Annotated in this window: 21 protein-coding genes; 8 read left to right on the top strand and 13 right to left on the bottom strand. The window is 72.8% G+C overall.

The window, feature by feature from the left end:
- The first annotated feature begins 107 nt into the window (after positions 1-107).
- A complete protein-coding gene (locus tag H5V45_RS11770; RefSeq protein WP_185253090.1) occupies positions 108-1,097 on the top strand; it encodes a GNAT family N-acetyltransferase in 990 nt (329 codons plus the stop codon).
- Here the strand turns inward: H5V45_RS11770 and H5V45_RS11765 are convergent.
- Together H5V45_RS11765 and H5V45_RS11760 are read right to left on the bottom strand one after the other, a co-directional pair.
- Positions 1,094-1,444, bottom strand: coding sequence for an iron chaperone (locus H5V45_RS11765; protein WP_185253089.1), 351 nt, complete (start codon positions 1,442-1,444; stop codon positions 1,094-1,096). The genes H5V45_RS11770 and H5V45_RS11765 overlap by 4 nt on opposite strands.
- Positions 1,444-3,225 carry a DUF429 domain-containing protein gene (locus tag H5V45_RS11760; protein WP_185253088.1) on the bottom strand — a complete coding sequence of 594 codons (1,782 nt, stop codon included), beginning with the start codon at positions 3,223-3,225 and terminating at the stop codon, positions 1,444-1,446. The genes H5V45_RS11765 and H5V45_RS11760 overlap by 1 nt, the downstream gene beginning before the upstream one ends.
- Before the next feature lie 99 nt (positions 3,226-3,324).
- On the opposite strand from H5V45_RS11760, the gene H5V45_RS11755 reads away from it, so the two are divergent.
- Positions 3,325-5,625: a DUF6351 family protein gene (locus tag H5V45_RS11755; RefSeq protein ID WP_185253087.1), complete on the top strand. Its 2,301-nt coding sequence runs from the start codon at positions 3,325-3,327 to the stop codon at positions 5,623-5,625.
- A gap of 608 nt (positions 5,626-6,233) precedes the next feature.
- Here the strand turns inward: H5V45_RS11755 and H5V45_RS11750 are convergent.
- The 5 genes from H5V45_RS11750 to H5V45_RS11730 form a co-directional block, all read right to left on the bottom strand.
- Positions 6,234-7,529, bottom strand: coding sequence for an alpha-hydroxy-acid oxidizing protein (locus tag H5V45_RS11750; protein ID WP_185254621.1), 1,296 nt, complete (start codon positions 7,527-7,529; stop codon positions 6,234-6,236).
- A 53-nt stretch (positions 7,530-7,582) separates the two neighbouring features.
- A complete protein-coding gene (locus H5V45_RS11745; RefSeq protein ID WP_185253086.1) occupies positions 7,583-7,927 on the bottom strand; it encodes an STAS domain-containing protein in 345 nt (114 codons plus the stop codon).
- Positions 7,928-8,065: 138 nt separating this feature from the next.
- Positions 8,066-8,575 (bottom strand): hypothetical protein, encoded by a 510-nt coding sequence (locus tag H5V45_RS11740; RefSeq protein WP_185253085.1) that lies wholly within the window; start codon positions 8,573-8,575, stop codon positions 8,066-8,068.
- The gene (locus H5V45_RS11735; RefSeq protein WP_185253084.1) at positions 8,572-10,686 is read right to left on the bottom strand and encodes a CARDB domain-containing protein; all 2,115 of its coding nucleotides are present in this window, start codon (positions 10,684-10,686) and stop codon (positions 8,572-8,574) included. The genes H5V45_RS11740 and H5V45_RS11735 overlap by 4 nt, the downstream gene beginning before the upstream one ends.
- 108 nt (positions 10,687-10,794) lie before the next feature.
- Positions 10,795-11,511: a transporter substrate-binding domain-containing protein gene (locus tag H5V45_RS11730; RefSeq protein WP_185253083.1), complete on the bottom strand. Its 717-nt coding sequence runs from the start codon at positions 11,509-11,511 to the stop codon at positions 10,795-10,797.
- 274 nt (positions 11,512-11,785) lie between these two features.
- Here H5V45_RS11730 and H5V45_RS11725 point away from each other — a divergent pair, with 274 nt between their 5' ends.
- Both H5V45_RS11725 and H5V45_RS11720 read left to right on the top strand, forming a co-directional pair.
- Positions 11,786-12,154 carry a hypothetical protein gene (locus H5V45_RS11725; protein WP_185253082.1) on the top strand — a complete coding sequence of 123 codons (369 nt, stop codon included), beginning with the start codon at positions 11,786-11,788 and terminating at the stop codon, positions 12,152-12,154.
- A 62-nt stretch (positions 12,155-12,216) separates the two neighbouring features.
- On the top strand, positions 12,217-12,879 hold the full coding sequence (locus H5V45_RS11720) for a hypothetical protein (RefSeq protein ID WP_185253081.1): 663 nt from the start codon (positions 12,217-12,219) through the stop codon (positions 12,877-12,879).
- Positions 12,880-13,022: 143 nt separating this feature from the next.
- On the opposite strand, the gene H5V45_RS11715 is transcribed toward H5V45_RS11720, so the two are convergent.
- Together H5V45_RS11715 and dnaB are read right to left on the bottom strand one after the other, a co-directional pair.
- On the bottom strand, positions 13,023-13,622 hold the full coding sequence (locus tag H5V45_RS11715; protein WP_185253080.1) for a hypothetical protein: 600 nt from the start codon (positions 13,620-13,622) through the stop codon (positions 13,023-13,025).
- Between the two features lie 119 nt (positions 13,623-13,741).
- Complete coding sequence (gene dnaB, locus H5V45_RS11710; protein ID WP_425491463.1) at positions 13,742-15,115, bottom strand: replicative DNA helicase; 1,374 nt, start codon at positions 15,113-15,115, stop codon at positions 13,742-13,744.
- 582 nt (positions 15,116-15,697) lie between these two features.
- Between dnaB and H5V45_RS11705 the strand changes: the two genes are divergently transcribed.
- Genes H5V45_RS11705 through H5V45_RS11695 form a run of 3 tightly spaced genes read left to right on the top strand, consistent with a single transcriptional unit; the run spans position 15,698 to position 18,860 of the window.
- Positions 15,698-17,065, top strand: a complete 1,368-nt coding sequence (locus H5V45_RS11705; protein WP_185253079.1) for an MATE family efflux transporter — start codon at positions 15,698-15,700, stop codon at positions 17,063-17,065.
- Between the two features lie 10 nt (positions 17,066-17,075).
- Entirely contained in the window at positions 17,076-17,630 is a 555-nt protein-coding gene (locus tag H5V45_RS11700) for a hypothetical protein (RefSeq protein WP_185253078.1), read from the top strand.
- Between the two features lie 51 nt (positions 17,631-17,681).
- Positions 17,682-18,860: a hypothetical protein gene (locus tag H5V45_RS11695; RefSeq protein ID WP_185253077.1), complete on the top strand. Its 1,179-nt coding sequence runs from the start codon at positions 17,682-17,684 to the stop codon at positions 18,858-18,860.
- Positions 18,861-18,938: 78 nt separating this feature from the next.
- Here the strand turns inward: H5V45_RS11695 and rplI are convergent, their stop codons facing one another.
- The 4 genes from rplI to rpsF form a co-directional block, all read right to left on the bottom strand.
- A complete protein-coding gene (gene rplI / locus H5V45_RS11690) occupies positions 18,939-19,385 on the bottom strand; it encodes a 50S ribosomal protein L9 (protein WP_185253076.1) in 447 nt (148 codons plus the stop codon).
- A gap of 14 nt (positions 19,386-19,399) precedes the next feature.
- A complete protein-coding gene (gene rpsR, locus H5V45_RS11685; RefSeq protein WP_017933521.1) occupies positions 19,400-19,636 on the bottom strand; it encodes a 30S ribosomal protein S18 in 237 nt (78 codons plus the stop codon).
- Between the two features lie 81 nt (positions 19,637-19,717).
- The gene (locus tag H5V45_RS11680) at positions 19,718-20,287 is read right to left on the bottom strand and encodes a single-stranded DNA-binding protein (protein WP_185253075.1); all 570 of its coding nucleotides are present in this window, start codon (positions 20,285-20,287) and stop codon (positions 19,718-19,720) included.
- Positions 20,288-20,397: 110 nt separating this feature from the next.
- The gene (rpsF, locus tag H5V45_RS11675) at positions 20,398-20,688 is read right to left on the bottom strand and encodes a 30S ribosomal protein S6 (RefSeq protein ID WP_185253074.1); all 291 of its coding nucleotides are present in this window, start codon (positions 20,686-20,688) and stop codon (positions 20,398-20,400) included.
- Between the two features lie 229 nt (positions 20,689-20,917).
- On the opposite strand from rpsF, the gene H5V45_RS11670 reads away from it, so the two are divergent.
- On the top strand, positions 20,918-22,108 hold the full coding sequence (locus tag H5V45_RS11670; RefSeq protein WP_185253073.1) for a serine/threonine-protein kinase: 1,191 nt from the start codon (positions 20,918-20,920) through the stop codon (positions 22,106-22,108).
- Positions 22,109-22,117: the final 9 nt, after the last annotated feature.

The following is a 22,117-nucleotide window of genomic DNA, read 5'->3' as shown; positions in this document are numbered from 1 at the left end:
TGGGGCACACGCCGCGAACCAAGCGCGCGCCAAGACCCCGGCCACCAGGACCAGCCCACCGGGAAAACCAGCGGCCCCGACCGGCGGGGGCTCCCTACCCTGAGCCCATGACCCGCACCGAGCTCCACCCGTTCGCCGAGGAGCACCTGGCTGCGGCCGGACGCCTGCTCGCGCAGCGGCACCGCCACCACCGTGCCGCCGAGCCGCTCCTGCCCGAGGACTTCGAGGACCCCGCCGCCGCCACCGCGGCCCTTGCCGACGAGCTCGGCGCGGCCGAGGCCTCCGGCGCCGTCGCGACCCGGGGCGGCGACGTGGTCGGCTACCTCCTCGGCGCCGCGAAGCCCAGCCCCACCTGGGGACCCAACGTCTGGGTCGAGTCCGCCGGGCACGCCGTCGACACCGACCTGCCCGACCACGAGCGCACCGACCTGGCCCGGGAGCTGTACGCCGAGGCCGCCACCCGCTGGGTCGACGAGGGCCGGACCGCCCACTACGCGCTGCTGCCGGCCCACGACACCGCGCTCGCGAGCGCGTGGTTCCGCCTCGCCTTCGGGCACCAGCACACCCACGCCGTGCAGTCGCCGCCCGCCGACGTACCTCCCCCGCGCGACGGCCTCGTCGTGCGCCGCCCCACCCGTGACGACATCCCCGCCCTGGCCACGCTGGAGAACGTGCTGCCCCGGCACCAGGGCCTCGCCCCGTGCTTCTCCTCGGGGCCGCTGGGCTCCTACGAGGAGTCCGTGGCCGAGTGGACCGAGGACTTCGACGACCCGACGTTCACCACCTTCGTGGTCGAGCACGAGGGGCGGGTCGTCGGCAGCGCGGTCGGCTGCCCGCTCGAGAAGTCGTCCAGCCACACCGGCCCGGCCCGCCCCGAGCACGCGGCGTTCCTCGGCTTCGCCGCGGTGCTGCCCGAGGCGCGCGGGCTCGGCGCCGGCCGCGCGGTCGGCGACGCGGTCGGCGCCTGGGCGCACGGGGCCGGCTACACCTCGCTGGTCACCGACTGGCGCGAGACCAACCTGCTGTCGTCACGGGCCTGGCGCCGGCTGGGCTACCGCGACACGTTCACCCGCGTGCACCGGCTGGTCGGGCACTAGCTCCGCGCGGCCGCCATCGCCCGGACGACCTGCTCGATCAGGTCGTAGGGGATCGGCCGGTCGAGCGGGAAGCGGCCGGTCCCGCGGGTGGCGCGGTACGCCGCCAGCTCGGTCTCGAGCGCGCCCTCGAAGACCGGCATGGGATAGAGGCTGACGAACGTCGTCCACCCCGCGAAGTGCACCAGCGCGGTGCCGTCGAGGCGGTAGGTCGGCATGTCGTAGGCGATCGTCTCCTCGGCGTCCGGCACCGCCCGGAGCACCGCGCGCCGCACCGCCTCGAGCACCGCCCGGACGTCGTCGGGGAAGGAGGCGAGGTAGGACTCGACGTCCGCGAACTTCCTGGCCATCAGGACCCCTCCCCCTCGCCGCCCGCGGCGGCCTCCCCGCGCAGCTTGGCCAGCCGCGTCTCCAGGGCCGCCGAGCGGTGCGCGTTGCCGTGCAGGGCGACGTACCGGTCGCCGAAGCCGGCCAGCAGCGCGTCGTCCAGACGGCGTACGGCGCCGGGCGGGTAGCGGTAGGCCATCCGCTCGACCAGGGCCGCCGAGTCGAGGCCGCGCAGCACGTCGCCGAGCTCCTCGAGGGAGGTGACGCCGAGCTCGAGCAGCAGCCCCGAGATCCACTCGTAGTGGTCGGTGCGCGACCAGCCCGCGTCGGCGTACTGCCCGGCGAGGAACGCCGCCAGCTCGCGCGCACTGATCCGCGGGTCGTCGTCCTCGGGCTCGGTGCGGGCGCCGGTCATCCCGGCCTGCAGCCGGTCGCGGATCGTGGAGAACTCCCGGTCGGCGAGCTCGAGCAGGCCGGCCGCCAGCGTGAAGCGCCGGTCGAAGTCGCGCGCGTGCTCGTCGGGGATCTCGCCCTTGTAGCGGATGTCGTGCTCGAACTCCGCCCACGCGTGCTGCAGCACGGTGCGGATCTGGATCTGCGCCCGCCGACCGCGCAGGGCCTCGTGGGCGGCCTCGCGGGCCGGGTCCAGCGAGATCAGCAGGTGCCGGCTCGCGTAGCCGAAGCGGCCCTCGCTCGCGGTCTCCTGACCCATGTCCCGGTCGTCGATCACGACCACCTGGTCGTCGAGCAGGTCGGCCACCGCGGCGACGTCGCTGTGCACGTAGGTGATGACGCGGACGCCGATCTGGTCGGTGATGTCGCGCAGCGGGTCGGCGAAGACCAGCTCGCCGTCGAGGGTGCGGGCGGCCTTCGCGGCGAACGACGCCACCCCCTTGGCCCGCCCGGTGACGCTCAGGTAGTTGATGCCCGCGTCGTCGAGGATGGTCGTGACCAGCGCGACGAACTCGTCGGCGGCCCCCCGCAGCTCGACGTGCCGTTCGGCGTACTCCTGCACCGCCGCGCGGACGGGGTCCACGGCCTCGCGCACCACCCGCTCGCGGGGCGTCGGCCGGTGCCCGGCCGGCAGCGTGGGCGTGACGATGTAGCCGTTCTCGAAGTCGCCGTACGTCGTCACCGCCCCCGGCTCGCGGACGCTGTGCAGCGCGACGTAGGCGCAGACGACCGCGTCGACCTGGTCCTCGACCACGCGCAGCTCGCTCTTCCGGGTGGCCGCCTCGACCTGGCGCACGAGCGCCGACCAGGCCGGCCCGGTCACGGTCATCGCGGGCTCGGCGACCGCCAGCGTCTCGAGCAGGCCCATGAGCACGACCAGCTCGCCGCGGAGCTGCTCGAAGGTGCGGCCGGGCTTGTTCTTGTACTTCAGCGTCCGCCCCAGCCGGAACAGCGACACCGTCGCCGGGTGCGGGTAGACCTCGATCGCGCGCCGCGCCCGCCCCGACCGCGGGTTCATGTCGAGGCCGAGCCGCGAGCTCAGCCGCGCGCCCCGCGGGGTGTCCCCGATCTCCTTCTTGGACGTGTTCACCGGGTGCGCGCCCGCGTCGAAGCGCGCGAAGTCCTTGTTCAGCGCCGCCTCGGCGGGCCGGTTGCCGGTGGCGTTGCGCACGATGAGCGGGGCGTCGAGCGCGACGAGGCAGTCGCCCTCGACGTACGCCGCCAGCGCGGCCGCGATCTCGTCGTCGTCGCCCGCGGCCGAGACGTGGACGAGGCGTCCGCCGTCGTCGAGGACCGCGAGACCGGTGGGCTTGCGCTCGCCCCAGGCGAGGTCGACGCCCACGAAGTGCATGGGTGCAGCCTGCCCTAGCCGCGGTGGTCCGCGCTCGCCCGCGCCCCGGTGGGTGGACCTGCCCGCGTGACGCCCGCCACCTGCGCTCGTTGTCCTGTCGTGCGCACACGACCCGGACTCGCCCCGCTCGCCCTCGTCATCGCCCTGCTCGCGGCCCTGCTGGCCGCGCCGCTGCTGCCCGTCGAGGCGGCGCCCGCCAAGCGGCTCACGATCGAGGTGCTCTCCAACCGGGCCGACCTGGTCAGCAGCGGCGACGCGCTCGTCGCGGTCCGGCTGCCGCGCGGCGTGCGCGCCCGCAGCGTCGAGGTCACCGTCGGCGACCGCGACGTGACCCACCGCTTCAAGGTGCGCCAGGACGGCCGCTTCCTCGGGCTGGTCAAGGGCCTGCGCCTGGGTCGCAACGTGGTGCGGGCGACCGCGCCCGGATACGCCGGCCGCACCGTCATCACCAACCACCCCAACGGCGGCCCGATCTTCACCGGCCCGCAGTCCGAGCACTACCAGTGCCAGGAGACCGCCAAGGACGCCGCGTGCAACGAGCGCGCGACGTACTCCTTCCTCTACAAGTCCACCGACCCCTCGCAGCCGGACCTGCAGCCCTACGACCGCAAGAACCCGCCGTCGGACGTCGCCACCACGACCACCGACCAGGGCGTCGAGGTGCCGTTCGTGGTCCGCAAGGAGAGCGGCTACCAGGACCGCGACCGCTACACGATCCTCCAGCTCTTCCGGCCCGGGAAGGCCTGGCGCCCCTGGGCCCCGCAGCGCCAGTGGAACCACAAGCTGCTGATCACGCACGGCGGCAACTGCGGGGCGTCGTACGCCCCCGGCAACCCGCCCCTGCAGGACTACTCCGGCACGCTCGAGTCGGTCCCCGGCGTCACCCCGAGCTACGTCACGGCGCTCGGCAGCGGCTTCGCGGTCGTGTCGACGGCGCTCGCCAACACCGGCCACAACTGCAGCGTGGCCATGGAGGCCGAGTCGCTGGTGATGGCCAAGGAGCGGCTGGTCGAGAAGTACGGCACCCTGCGCTACACCATCGGCACCGGCTGCTCCGGCGGCTCGATCGCCCAGCACACCGTGGCGAACGCCTACCCCGGCATCTACCAGGGCCTGGTCACCACCTGCTCCTACCCCGACACCCTGACCGCCGGCGCGCAGTTTGCCGACTACCACCTGCTGCGACTCTACTTCGAGGACCCGTCGCGCTGGGCGCCCGGTGTCGTGTGGAACCCCGAGCAGATGGCACTCGTCGAGGGCCACGCCTCGCACGTCAACGCGGTCGTCGCGGACGAGGGGCTCTACAAGGCGGCGCTGAACCCGGAGACCGACTGCCCCGGCACGAAGGCGCCCGTCGCCGGTGACCGCAGCACCCGCTACGACTCCGACATCAACCCCGGCGGCGTCCGCTGCTCGGCCCTCGACATCATGGGCAACCAGCTCGGCCCGCGCCCGAAGAGCGTCTGGACCCCGCAGGAGAAGGCCGCCGGCCACGGCTTCGCGGGCGTGCCGTTCGCCAACACCGGCGTGCAGTACGGCCTCGGCGCCCTCGAGCAGGGCCTGATCACCCCGTCGCAGTTCGTCGACCTGAACGTCAAGGTCGGCGGGCTCAACGTCGACAACGACTTCCGCGACGAGCGCATCGACGGCGACCCCGCCGCGATCGCCCGGGCCTACCGGACCGGCCTCATCAACGAGGACAACCACCTCGACCAGGTCGCGATCATCAACCACGGTGGCCCCGACCCGGGCGCCGCGCACGACTACAGCCACGCGTTCTGGACCGAGGAGCGGCTGATGGCCGACCAGGGCCACACCGACAACCGGGTGATGTGGTTCGGCCCCGCCCCGCTGATCGGCGACCCCAACTGGGCCAACGAGGCGTTCGTGGCGATGGACCGCTGGCTGACGGCGGTCGAGAAGGACCACGGCTCGGCGCCGCTGACGAAGAAGATCGTGCAGGACAAGCCCGCGGACGTCACCGACCGCTGCACCGAGGCCCCCGGCATCGAGAGCGTCCCCGGACCCGACGGCGAGCCGGTCTGCCAGCAGTCCGACGCCGAGACGATCCAGACCCGCTTCAGCACGCCCCGCCAGGTCGCCGGCGGCCCGAAGGCCAACGACAACGTCGCCTGCAACCTCCGCCCGCTCGACAAGGCGGACTACGCCCCCCTCGACGTCGCGTTCACCGACGACGAGTGGGCGACGCTGCAGCAGGTCTTCCCGAACGGAGTCTGCGACTGGACCGTCCCCGGCCGCGGCCAGGGCCCCGCCCAGACGTGGCTGCGCTACGGCACCGCCACGAAGCACGTGTACGGCGGCCGCAACCTCCCCGCCGTCCCGGCCCACTCCGGCGACGGCTGGGCCAGCCCCTCCTTCCGCGGCCTGATCCGCCACTGACCCCGCCCGCCGCGTGCGGCCCTTGCCTCGGGGATGGCCGCGCGCGGCGCTGCGGCTGCGCCGCGGGCTGGGCTTCCCGTGGCCGGCTGCCCCTCGGTGCCGGGTGAGGCGCTGCGAGGGGTGCCCGGTCGCTTGCGTCGCCCAGGAACCGCCCGCACCCCGCTGCACTGAATGTCTTCCTGCGGGGCGGGCGGTGTGGGAGGGCTAGCTCTCACGCTCCCCGGGCACCCCTCGCCCCGCCACCCCCGGCGCGTGGATCGCGTCCGTGGTCGAACACGGATGTGAAGGGAGGAGTCATTCCTCTGCGGTCACTCCGACCCCTGGCTCTTCTTCACCCACCCACCCGCACCCTCCGGCACGGGCGCGTGGCTGGCCGGGGGGGCGCGGGGAGCCCACCCACTGCGGGCGCGTAAAGGCGACCCACCGCCCGCCCTTCAACGGACTCCTTGACCGCACCTGACACTGCGGGCGGTCCCGGGAGCAAGCGCCCGCGGTGGGTGGGCGCACCGCGCCCACCCCGCGAGCACGGCCGACCACGCCACGCTGGCCTCCCCGGCCACTGGCCGGCTCCCCCGGCCGGATCATTCCGGCAACCGCCGGTGCGACTCTCAGACGAGCAGGTCGCGCGTGACCTCGTCGAGCGACGTCGCCCCGACGAGCGCCATCGTCAGGTCGAGCTCGGCCCAGATGTGCTCCATGACCGCCTGCGCGCCCTCGGCGCCGGCGAGCGCCAGGCCGTACACCCAGGGCCGCCCCACGAGGACCGCGCTTGCGCCGAGGGCGATCGCCTTGAAGGCGTCGGCGCCGCTGCGGATGCCGCTGTCGAAGAGCACCGGGACCCGGCCGTCGACCTCGGCCACGATGCCGGGCAGGGCGTCGAGGGAGCCGATGGCGCCGTCGACCTGGCGGCCGCCGTGGTTCGAGACGATGATCCCGTCGACGCCGTGCTCGAGGGCAAGGGCCGCGTCGCGGGGGTCCTGGATCCCCTTGAGCAGGATCGGAAGCTTCGTCCGGGCCCGGAGGTAGTCGAGGTCGTTCCAGGTCAGGGTGGAGCGCGAGAACACCTCGAGGAAGGTCTCGACCGCGGCCCGCGGCACCGGCGACTTCAGGTTGTCGAGCAGCCCGCCGGGGTAGTGCCGCGCCATCGAGAACAGCGCCTTGACCGCGGCGTACGTCGGGCGCGGGGTGGGCTCGTCGGACGGGGCCGCCGCCCGGGCCTCCGCGAGGCCGCGGAAGGTCGCATCGCTGGTGTACTGCGCGATCCCCTCGGCGCGGGCGAACGGCAGGTAGGCCAGGTCGAGGTCGTGGGTGCGCCAGCCGAGGACGTGGGTGTCGAGGGTGACCACGATCGCCTCGCTGCCGATCTCCTCGGCGCGGGCGATGAAGGAGTCGACGACGGAGTCGTCGCGGCTCCAGTAGAGCTGGTACCACCGCGGCGAGTCGCCGAGGGCGGCGGCGGTCTCCTCCATCGGGAGCGAGCCCTGGGTCGAGATCACCATCGGCAGGCCGAGCGCCTTCGCGGCCGCGGCGACCGCGCGCTCCGCCTCCGGGTGCGCCATCTCGAGGACGCCGATCGGGGCGAACAGCAGCGGCGCCGGCAGCCGGCGTCCGAAGAGCTCGACCGAGAGGTCGCGCTGCTCCACGTCGATGAGCATCCGCGGCACGATCCGGTGCCGGTCGAAGGCCTCGAGGTTGGCCCGCACGGTGCGCTGCTGGCCGGCCCCGCCGTCGACGTACGACCACGCCTCCGGCGACATCCGGCGCTGGGCCGCGATCTCGAGCTCGGCCGGCTCGACCGGGACGACGGGTCGGTGGCCGAACACGCCGTTGCGGTAGATCCGGGCCTGCACCTCGCGTCCCATGGACACGGCGGCGGCCTGGAGCCGGCGGGCGGTCTGCGTCATCTCGCTCACGCCCCGGAGTCTGCTACGTCCGGAGCGTGCGGGACAGGCCTGTCTCAGACGACCGGCTCGGCCTCGACGGCCGGGAGGGTCTGGCGGATCTCGAAGACCTTGTCGAGGCCGGTGATGCGGAAGACCTTGAGCAGCTGCGGACGGTTGCAGACGATCGCGAAGGAGCCCATGAACGCGTGCGTCTTGCGACGCGCACCGATGAGCACGCCGAGGCCGGTCGAGTCGAGGAAGGTCGTCTCGTCCAGGTCGACGACGAGGTGGACGTGGCCCTGGACGATGAGCTCGTCGATGACGGACTTGAGCTGGTTGCGGGTCGCGACATCGACCTCGCCGGTGGCGACCACGACGTGGCGGCCGTCCTCGGGTCGTACGGCGATCTCGAGCTGCATGGCGCGTCTCTGTCCTCGGTGGGCACCGCCGGTCGGACGGGCCCGCCCAGTGTCACCCACGCAGCCCAACCCGGCAGCCGAGTGGGCGAATTTCACCCGACGGGGTGATGGACCGGCGTCGCTGGTCCGGACTAGCGGTCAGTTCGTCGCGCTGGCCAGCACCTGGATCGTCGTCTCCCCGTCGCAGGTCGCGGACTCGCGGATCGCCCAGCGGCCGGTCTGGTCCCCGGACTTCCAGTTCGCCTCGGCGTCGTGCTCCTCGGTCTCGCCCGACGTGATCGCGAAGCCCGCGTCCACCTCGTCGTTGTTGAGGAAGTCGAGGATGTCCTGGAACGGCGTCGCCGAGATCGCGGTGACGATGATGCCGGTCTCGCCGCGGTCCTCGACGTCGTAGACGGTCGTGTCGGGCGGGAAGACGAAGGCCTCGGGGAAGCCGTCGGCGTACGGCGCGTCGAGCGCCTCGGCGTCGGCGAGGCAGACGTTCTGGTCGGCCGCCTTCTCCAGCTCCTCGTTGCTCTTCTCCTCCGCCGCGCGCTCGGCGGCCGAGTCGCCGTCCCCCTCGCCCTTGCCGGAGTCGGAGCCGCAGGCGGTCAGGCCCGCGGTCGCGAGCACGGCCGCGCACGCGGCCGTGACGAACGCGCGCCTCACGGGAGGTACACCGAGACGTGGCGCTTGTTGTCCCGCTCGTTGGTCTCGCGGATCCGGTTCGCGGTGTCCGCGCGGGCCGACACCAGGTGCCGGTGCGCCGGGCCGGGGTGCCAGCGGACCGTGCCGGTCCGGGAGGCGCCGACGGGCAGGTTGAAGCGGTGGGTCTGGCCCTCCACGTGGCCGTTGTCCTTGACCCGCGCGCCCACCTTGCGGATCGGCTTCGAGCCGGTGTTCTTGATCGTGATCCGGGCGACCAGGTCGCCGTTGCGCTTCACGACCTGCAGACGGGTGAGCTTGACGTTGCGGTGACCGGAGACGTGCTTGCGGTCGTACTTCGCGAACAGCGTCCGGCCGCCGCTCTGCCGCGCGATGGTGGCGTAGGCGTCGTTGTTGTTCTTCTTCGGGTCGTTCACGCAGGCGTCGATGCACCCGTCGGCGTACCCGACGAGCACGCGGCCGTGCTTGTCGGTCGTGACGTCGATGAAGTCGAGCAGGTTGCGGTCGTTGCCGCAGGTGGTGCCGCCGGTGCAGAGCGAGCCGCGCTGGACCGGGTCCTTCGGGGTCGCGTCGCGGGTCACCCACGTGCGGCCGCCGTCGTACGTCGTGGAGACGTAGAGGTGCCACACGCCCTTGAAGGTGTCGGCGTTCTGGTAGTCGCCACCGGTCGTCGTGCCGAGGTAGGCGAGCGCCGCGCGGTCGTCGTCACCGGCCACCATCGTCGGGAAGACGGCGGTCTTGACGCCGAGGTCCTGGCCGAGCTTCTGGCCGTACTTCCAGTTCTCGCCGTGGTTGGTGCTGGTCGCGACACCGGGCTTGCCGTCCGCGCCGACGTAGCCGAGGAAGACCCGGCCCTTCTTGCCGATCCCGACCGAGGGGTCGGAGTCGCCGGGCGTGCTCGACGGGACGCCGTAGACGTTCCACGTCTGGCCGTTGTCGCGCGAGACCGAGACGGCCGCATTGGCGCCACAGCTCTTGTTGGGGAGGTAGGCCGTGCCGTCCGGGGCGACCTTCACGTGACCGTGCAGCCCGCCGCACTGGGTGAGGTTGTACGTCGGGATGCCGGCGCCGAAGGTCGTGCCGCCGTCCATCGACGAGGCGCAGAACGCCGCCGCGATGTCCTGGCTGCAGTAGTAGACGGTGTTCGGGTAGTCCGTGGTCGGCAGGCTGCTGCCGCCGTCGGCGTACGGTCCGCCGCCGATGCTCTGGTGGTCGACGCCGCTGTTGAGGCCGCCGCCCTGGCTCGGGAGCCAGGACGCACCGTCGTCGTCGGTGTAGCAGGTCAGCGAGTCCTGGCCGGTGAGCTGCGACTCGAAGGTCCGCCCGGTCTGGTGGTCGGTGAACAGGATCGGGTCGAGGCTCTGGGTGCTGCCCTGCGGGCAGCCGGTCTGCGCGTTGGCCGAGACGTCCTTCCAGACGCCCTTGCCGTTCTTGACGCCGAAGCGGAAGGTCGACAGGTAGGCCTGGTAGAGCGTGGCGCCGGTCTTGAAGTTGTTGCCGATCGACGGCTCGCCGGCGTTGTTCACGTCGGGGCTGACGTCCTTGCCCGGCTTGTAGTTCTTGAACGTCGGCGGCGTCGCGGTGCCCGGGTCGGGGTTGGCCGGCGTCTTCGTGAGCTTCGCGGTGGCGGTGTAGCTCTCGCCCACGGGGGTGAACGGCACGACGCGGACCGTGTAGGTGCCCGCCTTCGGGGCGGTGATGATCAGCTCGGGGTCGGCGCTGGTGGCGGCGGTCGCGACCGAGTTGCCGTCCTTGTCGAGCAGGTAGACGTCGAAGTCCGCCGCGGTGTTCTCCCAGGCCACGCTGACGGTGAGCTGGTGGTTCTTGCCGTAGCCGCCGGGCGTCTTCACCTTGAGCTGGAAGTCGTCGCAGGACTCCGGCGCCGAGCAGTCCGGCGCGTCCAGGCCGGTGCCGGTGGCGTTCGGCGCCACGAACGGGCCGCCGGTCCAGGAGACGGCGTGCTTCCCGCTGGCGGCGATGGTGCCGGAGGGGGGCGTGGCCGCGTCGGCGCTGTCGACAGCACCGAGGTACGTCGCACCTCCGGCGATCACGAGCACTGCGGAGAGGCCGCCGACGAGCAGGCGGCGCGGGTGGGCGAGGTTGACGCCGAGCATGGGGTGACCCTTCACCGAGAGGAGGTTCGCACCTCACTCAACGAGCAGACCCGACGCACGGTACGCCGCGGATGGGCCGATGTCGCGAGGGTGGATGCTGCGAAATCCTTACGGTTGCGGCGCGGCGAGGTCCTCGGACTGTCCGGCACGGCGCAGCGCGTCGGTGACGAAGCCGCTCGCGAGCAGCTCGGTGACGACGGCGGCCAGGAAGTCCACGCTCGCGGGCCGGCGGTCGCGGCGGACGCCCACCGCCTGGCGGATCTGCATGAAGGCCTCGTCGATCAGCCGCAGCCCGGCGTCGCCCGCCACCGCCGCGGTCACCGGCTCGCGGATCCCGGCCCCGACCTCGAGGCCCTCCTCGCGGAACACGTCGAGGCCCTCGGCGCCGCGCACCACCTCGGCGTGGGCGAGGGTCCGGGTCAGGGAGAGGTCGTACGCCGAGCCCTGCTTCACGCCGATGCGGTGACCCGGGCGGTCGACGTCGGCGACGGTGCGCAGCGGGCTGTCGCGCGGGACGGCGTACACGCCCTCGATGACGACGTAGGCCGGGCTGAACGCGACCTCCTCCTCGCGAGCGGGGTCGATCGCGAGGAAGCACAGGTCCGCGCGGCCCTCGGCCATCGCCGCGAAGGACTTCCGGGCCGCGTCGAAGCAGAGCAGCTCGAGCGGCACGTCGAGCCGGCGGGCGAGCTCGCGGGCGAGGTCGACCGTGATGCCGGTGGGCTGCTCGGGCGTGCCCTGGGCGAGGACCGGGTTGCCGAGGTTGATCGACGCGCGCAGCGTGCCGGTGGGCGCCAGGTCGGCGACGACGTCGGGGGTGGCCATGGCTCCGACCCTAGCCAGCAGGGGTGCCCTCCCCGGAACGGGAGAACCGGCGGAGGTGCCGCGGATCCGTTGCCGGAACCGAGCAATCCCCCAATCTGCTCGTTCCGGACTCCGCCCGACCTCACGCCGGCTCGATTCCCTAGGGAGGGACACGAGAAGTGTCAAGACCGGGCCGCGGGATGTCAAGACGACCCTGACAAGCGCCTCTCCCCACCCGCCTATCCTGTGGACAGAACCGCCCCCCCGCCTGCCCGCCCGTCGTGGAAGGAGCCCGATGAAGTTCAGCCCGATCGGCCGGGTCTGCTCCTTCTGCGGGCTCGTCGGCACCGCCTCGACCAACTTCGCCGGCGGGCTCGGCGCGATGATGTGCCAGGACTGTCTCGACATGTACACCCGGCTCTTCGCGACCCGCGAGAGCATCCTGTCGATCCGGCGGCCCCCGTGGGAGCAGCTCAGCGACGAGGAGCTGCTCGCCAAGCTCCCGCTGATCTCGGCGGCCGCCGAGCAGAGCGTGGAGTACCTCCGCGACTGGGTCGGGCTGGCCCGCGACCGCGGCCTGTCGTGGACCGACATCGGCGCGGCGCTCGGCATCTCCCGCCAGGCGGCCTGGGAGCGCTTCAGCAAGGGCCGCAGCGGCGCGTAGCCGGCGGGCGCCCGTCGCCGCGGTCCTTCCGCACGGGCGGCCCCGGACGTACGGTGCTGGGCATGGCCTGGCTCCTCATCGGGGTGGCAGCTCTCGCCGTCCTGCTCCTCACCCGCTCCCTGCTCCGCGCACGGCGCGACCGGGCCCTGCGCGCGGAGCGGCAGCTGCGACTGGCCCAGGAGCTGCTGGTCACCGACCTCGGCGCGCTCGACGGGGCCGCCGACCGCGTCGCCCGGGCGACGACCCCGGCCCAGCTGCGCGAGGCGGTGGCGTCGTACGTCGGGTCCGCAGCGCGCCCGGTCTGCTTCTTCGACCCCGCGCACGGTCCGTCCACGGCCGACGTCGCCTGGCCCCCGTCGTCACCACAGGCGTCGCCGTCCGCCGCTTCCCTCCTCGTGCCCGCGTGCGCGCGGTGCTCCGGGCTGCTCGTCGCGGGCGCCGCACCCACCGTCCGCACGGTGCGCCGGGAAGGCCGCGCCGTGCCGTGGTTCGAGGCCGGCCCCGCCTACGACGCCTATGCGCACGCCTGGTTCGGCGACGGTCCGGCGCAGAGCGCGGTCGCCTTGGCCCGTGCGGCGGCCGCGGCTCCGCCCGAGAGCCGCGGCGAGGGGGACCAGGTGGGCTGGGCGCGCGGCAGCCTCGGCGGCCTCGGCGAGGCTCCGCCCGCGGTGCACCACCGGCTGGGCCAGCTCGCGGCCGACCAGCAGCGCCACCGCCACCCCTGAGGGCGCCGTCCGAGGCGGCGGGTCAGGGGGCCCGGACCGGGAAGAGCTCGGTCACGCCCGGGCCGGCGCCCGCTTCAGCGTGAGCGTGGAGCCTGGGGCGCACGTGGTGCGCCCCAGACTCCTCGCTGACGTCCGGGCCGCGCTCAGTCCAGGCTCCCGAACCCTTGGCCCAGCGTGACGACGACCCGGAACGGCAGGGCCCCGAGCTCGTCGAGCTGGTCGGCCGACAGCTCGTCGGCCGCAACCATCAGCTCGATGCCGTCGCCCTCCGGCAGCGCCCCCATCCCGGAGATGTCGTCCGCGGAGGTCGCGTGCCGCACGAAGGACCGCGCGAGCCGCTGGCCCGCGAGGAGGCTGCGTTCGGCGGGCTCCACGACGATGCCGGGGTCGTCGGTCAAACCCTTGCGCTCGAGCAGGTCACGACCGGCCGGCGTCGCCACGCCGACGTGCACGTGCCCGTCGTCCGGGTCGAACCACGAGCCGGAGAGGTCGCGGTCGTGGAAGTCCACGAGCTCGGCGAGCGTGGCCGACGGGTCCATGGCCTCCGGCGGGAGTGCCGGGCTGTCCGGCGGGTCGCTCGCGTCCTCGACGGTCACGTTCGGCGGCACCCCGGAGGAGGAGGCAGGGTCGGACGCCCGCGCTTGTCGCGCCCCGTCGTCCGCACCGCACCCGACCAGCAGCACGGCGGCCGCCGCCACCGCGACGACCCGACCCCACCCGCGCAGAGCTCGACGACCCACCATGTCCACACCCCCGTGCTCGACCAGTCCTCCCAGCATGGACCGGGCGGGACCCACGTCGGAGCCGGATCACGACACGGTTCGGCATCGATCCCGGGCGCCGGGCAGGGGTCGAGCGGGGGTCAGTGCGCCATGTCGACGAAGCGCGAGTAGTGGCCCTGGAAGGCGACGGTGATGTCGCGGGTGGGGCCGTTGCGGTGCTTGGCCACGATCAGGTCGGCTTCGCCGGGGCGGGTCGACTCCTTCTCGTAGACGTCGTCGCGGTGCAGGAGGATCACCATGTCGGCGTCCTGCTCGAGCGAGCCGGACTCACGCAGGTCGCTCATCATCGGGCGCTTGTCGCCGCGCTGCTCGGGACCACGGTTGAGCTGGGAGAGCGCGATGATCGGGAGCTCGAGCTCCTTGGCGAGGAGCTTGATGTTCCGGGAGAACTCCGAGACCTCGAGCTGGCGGGACTCGACCTTCTTGCCCGAGCTCATCAGCTGCATGTAGTCGATCACGATGAGCTTGAGGTCGTGGCGCTGCTTGAGACGGCGAGCCTTGGCCCGGATCTCCATCATCGTCATGTTGGGCGAGTCGTCGATGAACATCGGGGCCGAGGAGATCTCGCCCATCTTGCGGGCCAGCTTCGCCCAGTCGTCGTCGCTCATGTTGCCGTTGCGGATGTGGTTCAGCGGCACCTTGGCCTCGGCCGACAGCAGGCGCATCGTGATCTCGGAGCGCGTCATCTCGAGGCTGAAGAAGCAGCTGGTCAGGTTGTTGTGGATCGACGCCGCCCGGCACAGGTCGAGCGCCAGGGTGGACTTCCCCATGGCCGGACGTGCCGCGACGATGATCATCTGACCGGAGTGCAGACCGTTGGTCAGGTCGTCGAGGTCGGCGAAGCCGGTGGGGACGCCGTACAGCCCTGCCTCGCGGTTGCCGATCGCCTCGATCTCGTCGAGGACGCCGTCCATGATGTCGCTGAGCGGGGAGTAGTCCTCGCCCGAGCGACGGTCGGCGATCTTGTAGACCTCGGCCTGCGCCTGGTCGACCACGTCGTCGACCTGGCCCTCGCCCGCGTAGCCGATCTGGACGATCTTGGTGCCCGCGTCGACCAGGCGGCGCAGGATGGACTTCTCGCGCACGATCTCGGCGTAGTAGCCGGCGTTGGCCGCGATCGGGACGTTGGCCGAGAGCGTGTGGAGGTACGGCGCCCCGCCGATCCGCTGGAGCTCGCCGCGACGCTGGAGCTCGGCCGCCACGGTGACCATGTCGACCGGCTCGCTGCGGCCGTAGAGGTCGATGATCGCGTCGTGGATGGTCTCGTGCGCGGGGCGGTAGAAGTCGGCGCCGCGCAGCACCTCGGAGACGTCGGCGATGGCGTCCTTGGACAGCAGCATCGAGCCGAGCACCGACTGCTCGGCCGCCATGTCCTGCGGCGGCGTGCGGTCGCCCGGTGAGCTGGGGCGCTCGCCGGGGGCGTACGACGCGGGGCCGTCGCCCCAGTCGTCCATCGGCGGCTCGCCCATGCCTCGCGTGTCGTGCTCGGTGACGCTCAACGCCTGCCTCCTGACAAGTTCCCCGGACGTCGACCCCTCACGCTGACCACGCTAGGTCCGGCCACCGACAGCGGGTCCGGCCCCCGGGCAGGCCGGCGCGGACGGGGTCCGGGACGGCGGTGGACGGGGGGTGGCCGCGGCGGTGACGAGGGGAGCGACAGGGGGACCGTACGGCCTCGCGGGCCCCGGCGACAGTCGGTTATCCACAGGTCCTGTGGATAAGTGGGGGAAGGTCGTGGACGACACGCGGGGCGCTGTGCACAGGATGTTGACGCGCCTGTGGAGGACGAAGAAAGTTTCCGGGGAAAAGGGGCTCTGACCTGCGGAGACGTGATTCCACAGGTGTGGAGGGAAAAGTATTTGGGGTTCGTCTCGTTCACCCGTCGTCCATCCGTCCGATGCCGGGCGCTATATCGACAATGGGCCGGCCGGGCCAGATTCCCACAGGTAAAGGGTAGTTACCCACAGGTGGAAACTGACTAGCCCGCGTTGTGGTCAGATCGCCCGAGTGATCCTTACGGTGACTACACTGGCCCGATGGCGCACCCCCACGACCGCGAGATCCTCCGGCTCGCGGTGCCGGCCTTCCTGGCCCTGGTCGCCGAGCCGCTCTTCCTGCTCGCGGACGCCGCCATCGTCGGACACCTGGGCACCGCCCCGCTCGCCGGCCTCGGCATCGCCGCCGCCGTCCTGCAGACCGCGATCGGGCTGTGCGTCTTCCTGGCCTACGGCACCACCGCCAGCGTGGCCCGACGGGTGGGGGCCGGCGACCTGCGCGGCGCCCTGGCCCAGGGCGTCGACGGGCTCTGGCTGGCGCTCGGCATCGGCACCGTCACCACCGTCGCGGGCGTGCTGCTCACCGAGCCGCTCGTGCACGTGTTCGGCGCCGGCCCCGAGGTGACCGGCCCCGCGGCGACGTACCTCCGCATCGCGTTCCTCGGCACGGTCCCGCTGCTGCTCATGCTGGCCGCGACGGGCGTGCTGCGCGGCCTGCAGGACACCCGGACCCCGCTCGTCGTGGCGGTGGGCGGGAACGTCCTCAACGTGCTGCTCAACCTGCTGCTCGTCTACGGCCTCGGCCCGGTCGACGGGCTGGGGCTGGCCGGCTCCGCCTGGGGCTCGGTCCTGGCGCAGGTCGCCAGCGCCGGCGCCCTGCTCGTGGTCGTGGTCCGCGGCGCCCGCCGGCAGGGCGCGTCCCTGCGCCCCGACCTGCCCGGCATCCGCGCCGCCGCCCACGCCGCCGTCGCGCTGGTGGTCCGGACGCTCACCCTGCGCGCGGCGCTGCTCGTCACGACGTACGCCGTCACGCTGGGCGCCGCCGACGCCCTCGACCAGCAGGTCGACCTCGCGACCCACCAGCTGGCCATGACGACCTGGGCGTTCCTCGCGTTCGTCCTGGACGCCATCGCGATCGCCGCCCAGGCGATCACCGGCCGGTACCTCGGCGCCGGGGACGTGGCGGGCACCCGGGCCGTCACCCGACGGATGGTCACCTGGGGGCTGTGGAGCGGCGTGGTGACCGGGCTGCTGCTGGCCGCGGTCAGCCCGGTGCTCGGTGCGCTCTTCACCGAGGACGCCGCGGTGCGCGACCTGCTGCTGCCGGTCCTGCTCGTCGCCGCGCTCTTCCAGCCGGTGGCCGGCGTGGTGTTCGTCCTCGACGGGGTGCTCATCGGGGCGGGCGACGGCGCCTACCTCGCCCGGGGCGGTCTGGTCACGCTGGTCGTCTACGCCCCGGTCGTCCTGGTGCTGGCCGGTGCCGAGGTCGGGCTGCCGGTCCTGTGGGTGTCCTTCGCCGGGCTCTTCATGCTGGCGCGCCTCGTGGTGCTCGTGCACCGGGCCCGTGGCGACCGCTGGCTGGTGACGGGGATCGGCGCGGCCGCCGCACCCGCCGCCACCGCCCCGTAGATTTGCCTGCATGAAGCCGCTCCAGTCCGTCGCCATGGGGCTGGTGATCGTCGTGCTGTCCGCCCGCTTCGGCGGCTACGACGCGCTGGCCGACCCGGTGGGCTGGCTGCTCGTCTACCTCGGGGTCCGGGCGCTGCCCGCCGATCTCGACCGGCGCAGCACCCTGCTCGGGCTGGCGGCGCTCGCCGGCGTGGTGGCCTCGGTCGTGTGGTTCCCGGTCGTCACCGCGGACCTGTACGACGCCGACGCCTCGCTCGGCTGGGCCGCGAACCTGCCCCAGCTCGCCTTCTCGGCGCTGCTCTGTCACGTGCTCGCCGCCCGGGCGGCCGCCGCCGGGGACGGGCGGGCCGCGCGCTGGCTGGGCATCACCCGGTCCGCGACGATCGTGGTCGCCCTGCTGCCCGTGCTCGTGTTCGGCGGCGGGCTCGTGTCGTTCGAGCTGACGTCCTACCTCGCCGCCGGGCTCGTCGCGCTCACCCTCATCTGGCTGCTCTTCTCGTACGCCGGGCGCACCTGGACCGGTCCAGTCGGCCAAACCGCAGCGCGCGAGGCGTCCGCTTCGTAGCCTGAGGCCCTTCGGCCCGCACCGTCGGGACACCCCACGTGAGGGACCACCATGTCGAGCACCCGCCTCCGCCGCACCGCCACGTGGGCCGGGGCCACCCTGGTCGCCGCCCTGGTCCCGATCGTCGTGGTCGCCGCGCCCAGCCGTGCGGACGCGGGCTGCACGTCCGAGGTCGCGAGCGGGATGCTCGTGGTGACGACCGTGTGCGACGACTCGACCCCGCCCGTCACGGCGCCGGTGGCGATGAGCCCGGTCGCGGACGCGAACGGCTACCTCGACGCCCAGGACGGCAACGACGTCACCTTCACCTTCTCCGGGTCCTACGACGACGCCGACACCGACCCGATCACGCTGCAGTGCCAGCTGGGCACCAGCCCCACGCCCGTCGAGAGCGCGTGGGAGACCTGCACCAGCCCGAAGACCTACCCCGACCTCGCCGAGTCCGGCGACGGGCCGGCGTACGTCTTCCTGGTGCGGGCCGTCGACGCCGCCGACCAGGCGATCGCCGCCGACCAGCAGGGCACCAACTGCCCGCCGGTCAGCTGCACCCCGGCCTCGAGCGACGTCCCCGACCTCGACGCGACGCCGGCGTCGACGACGTTCCGCGTCGACACCGTGAAGCCCAGCACCGTGGTCTTCGGCGGCCCGGTCGACAACGAGGGCACCGGGTCGCCGATCGCGACCGCCCCGCAGACCAGCTTCACGATCGACTCGAACGAGGACGGCGCGACGTTCCGCTGCGCGCTCGACGGGGCGAACGTCCCCTGCGGCAAGGGCTCCGTGCCGGTCGGGGGTCTCACCGGCGGTGACAAGACCTTCTCGGCCCGGGCCACCGACCCGGCCGGCAACGAGGGGGTCGCCGCGACGAAGAGCTTCACGGTGCCCTACGACCTCACCCGGAGCCGGCACTGGAAGCTGGTCCGCGCGAAGGGCGCCTTCGCGGGCAAGGTGCTGATGACCCGGCAGTCCGGCTCGCGGGTCCGGCTGACGGTCCGCAACGTCCGCGAGATCCGGCTGCTCGCCCCCGCCAACCCGAAGCTCGGCAAGATCCGGGTCAGGGTCGGGACGGGTGCGTGGAAGGTGATCAACCTCGGGCAGGGCACCGCCCCCCGGATCACCTACCTGGTGCGCTCGGGGCAGTCGGCCCTGGTCTCCGGGCCCGTCGTGATCGAGGCGCTCCCCGGCGGCAAGCCGGTGCGCGTCGACGCGCTGGTCTTCCCGCCGGGCTGAGCCCGAGCCCCGGAACGGCACGAGGCCCGCCCCCCGGGAAGGGGGACGGGCCTCGCGAGGTCCTGCGGTGGGGCTGGGTCAGGCGGGAACGACGTTGAGGGCCACCGTGGCGGACACCTCGTCGTGCAGCTTGACCGAGACCACGTGCGAGCCGAGCGACTTGATCGGGTTCTTGACGACGATCGTGCGCTTGTCGACCTGCTCGCCCGAGGCGTCGGCGAGAGCGCCGGCGATCTCGGCGACGGTGACGGCGCCGAAGAGGCGACCGCCCTCGCCGGAGCGGACCTTGACGTTGACCGGCGCGGACTCGAGCTTGGTCTTGATCTCGTCAGCGTGGTCGTGGTCGCGGACGGCACGCGAGGCGCGCGCGTTCTTGATCGACTCGACGGTCTTCTCGGCGCCGCGCGACCAACGGATGGCCACGCCACGCGGGACGAGGTAGTTGCGGCCGTAGCCGTCCTTCACCTCGACGACGTCGCCGGGGGCACCGAGGCCGGTGACTTCCTGGGTCAGGATGAGCTTCATCTGCCTGGCTCCTTTCAGCGACCGGTGGACGTGTAGGGCAGCAGAGCGACCTCGCGGGCGTTCTTGACCGCGATGGCGACGTCCCGCTGGTGCTGGACGCAGTTGCCGGTCACCCGACGGGCGCGGATCTTGCCGCGGTCCGAGATGAACTTGCGGAGCAGGGTGGTGTCCTTGTAGTCGACACCGGTCGCCTTCTCCTTGCAGAACTGGCAAACCTTCTTCTTGGGCTTGCGAATCACTGCCTTGGCCATTGTGGTGCTTCCTTTCTAGAAGCCCGGCTGACGCCGGAATGGTTGAGGTGTGTACGGATGGTGGAACAGATCAGGAGCTGATCAGAAAGGCGGTTCATCAGAGCCCGCACCCGGGGCGCCCCACGGGTCCTGGCCGCCCTGGGGAGCACTGCCCCCGGAGCCGCCGCGACCCTGACCGGCGGACGACGGCGCGGGCGTGGCCCACGGGTCGTCGCCACCGGAGCGCTGCTGCGGTGCGCCGCCACCCTGGTTGCCGCCGCCGGAGTAGCCCCCGCCGCCGCCCTGACGGGTGGTGCGGGTGACCTTCGCGGTGGCGTACTTCAGGCTGGGACCGACCTCTTCGACATCGAGCTCGTAGACCGTGCGCTTCTCGCCCTCACGGGTCTCGTAGCTGCGCTGCTTGAGGCGGCCCTGCACGACGACGCGCATGCCCTTCTGGAGGGACTCCGCGACGTTCTCGGCAGCCTGGCGCCAGATCGCGCAGGAGAGGAACAGGCCCTCACCGTCGACCCACTCGTTGGTGTTCTTGTCGAAGGTGCGCGGCGTCGACGCGATCCGGAAGTTCGCCACGGCCGCACCCGAGGGGGTGAAGCGCAGCTCCGGGTCGTCGACGAGGTTGCCGACCACCGTGATGACGGTCTCGCCTGCCATGTGGGTCTCCTACTCGAATCTGGGGTGTTTCCGCCCATCGTTGCCGGTGGCACCGACAGGCGGAAGGGCTCGTCCACAGGGCCGGCGAGCCGGCCCCGTCCACGCGAGGATCAGTGAGCGTCGGGACGCATGACCTTCGTGCGGAGGATGGACTCGTTGAGGCTGAGCTGGCGGTCGAACTCCTTGACCGTGGCCGGCTCGGCGTTCAGCGAGATGACGGCGTAGATGCCCTCGGCGTTCTTCTTGACCTCGTAGGCGAGGCGACGACAGCCCCAGACCTCGACGGACTCGACGGTGCCACCATCCTTGCGGATGACGTTGAGGTACTTGTCGAGCGACGGCTCGATGGTGCGCTCTTCAAGACTGGGCTCGAGGATGACCATGACTTCATATGCACGCAAAGCGGTCTCCACCTCCTCTGGACTCGGCGGCCACGGCATTTCCGTGGCAGGAGGGCGTTGCGTTCCCCGGCGACCGTCTCGGACGGACCGGGGGCCTTCGCTGACCGGGCCCCCGTCGGTGGGGGTGGGCAGACAAAGACAGCACAGGCTAGCAGCGGGCGTGGGGCCGCCCAAAACGTCGTACGGCGGGGAGGCGTGAACCCGCTCGCGGCGGGGTAACGTCCCCGCGATGACCGAGACCCCGCACTCCCTCCCGACCGGGCCGACCGGTCCCGCCGCCGGCCCGACCCCGCCGCTCGCCGGCCGCTACGTGCTGGTCGACCAGATCGGGCTCGGCGGCATGGGCACGGTGTGGCGGGCGTGGGACCTGCGCACCCAGCAGTTCGTCGCGGCCAAGGTGCTCGGCCAGCACGACGGCGGCATGCTGCTCCGCTTCGTGCGCGAGCAGTCCGTGCGCATCCAGCACCCGCACGTCGTCGCGCCCAGCGGCTGGGCCGCCGAGGACAACCTCGTCGTCTTCACCATGGACCTCGTCCGGGGCGGCTCGGTCCAGACCCTGCTCGGCGACCACGGCCCGCTGCCCGAGAGCTACGTCTCGGTGCTGCTCGACCAGACGCTGCAGGCCCTCGAGGCCATCCACGGCGCCGGCGTGGTGCACCGCGACATCAAGCCCGCCAACCTCCTGCTCGAGGCGACCGGCACCGGCCGCCCGGTCGTCCGGGTCGGCGACTTCGGCGTCGCCGCGCTCGTCGACGACGTGCGGCTCACCCGCTTCCCCGGCGCCATCGGCACCGACGGCTACATGGCGCCCGAGCAGGTGCGCGGCGCGGCCCCCGACCCGCGCCAGGACCTCTACGCGCTCGGGATCGTCGCGGTCCAGCTGCTCACCGGCCAGGCCCCGCGCCAGCAGGCGGCCCACGACCCGGCGCCGGCCGGCCGCCTCAAGCCGCTGCTCGACGCGATGACCAGCCACGACGTCGACGTGCGTCCGCCCTCGGCCGCCGCCGCGCTCGGCTACCTCCGCCAGCTCGGCGTGCCGCCCGGCTCGCCGTGGCAGTCCGACCCCGAGCCGCCCGAGGTCTTCGACCAGCTCGGCGACGTCCCGGTCCCCAGCACGCCGACCCACGCCACCGGCCCGGCCTCCGGCGCCCCGGTCGGCTCGGGGACGCCCTCCGGGCCCGGGGGGTACGCCGACCCGCAGGGTCCCCCGTCGGGGCCGGCCACCCCGCCCGCACCCGCGGCGGGTCCGGCGCTCCGGCCCGGCAGCGCGGAGCCCGCCACCGGCGCCGCGCCCGGCACGGCTCCCGCCGCGACCGGCTCGACCGGCTCGACCGGCAATGGCGCCACCCTGGTCGCGATCGCCTGCTTCGTCGTCGCGCTCGTGCTCGCGGGCATCGCCCTGCTGCTCGTCCTGCGCTGACGCGCCCCG

Origin of the sequence: Nocardioides luti, from assembly GCF_014212315.1 — a bacterium.
Classification (GTDB): Bacteria; Actinomycetota; Actinomycetes; order Propionibacteriales; family Nocardioidaceae; genus Nocardioides; species Nocardioides luti.
Note: the sequence above shows the minus strand (reverse complement) of the source record. Positions and strands in the feature narration are given on the sequence as shown.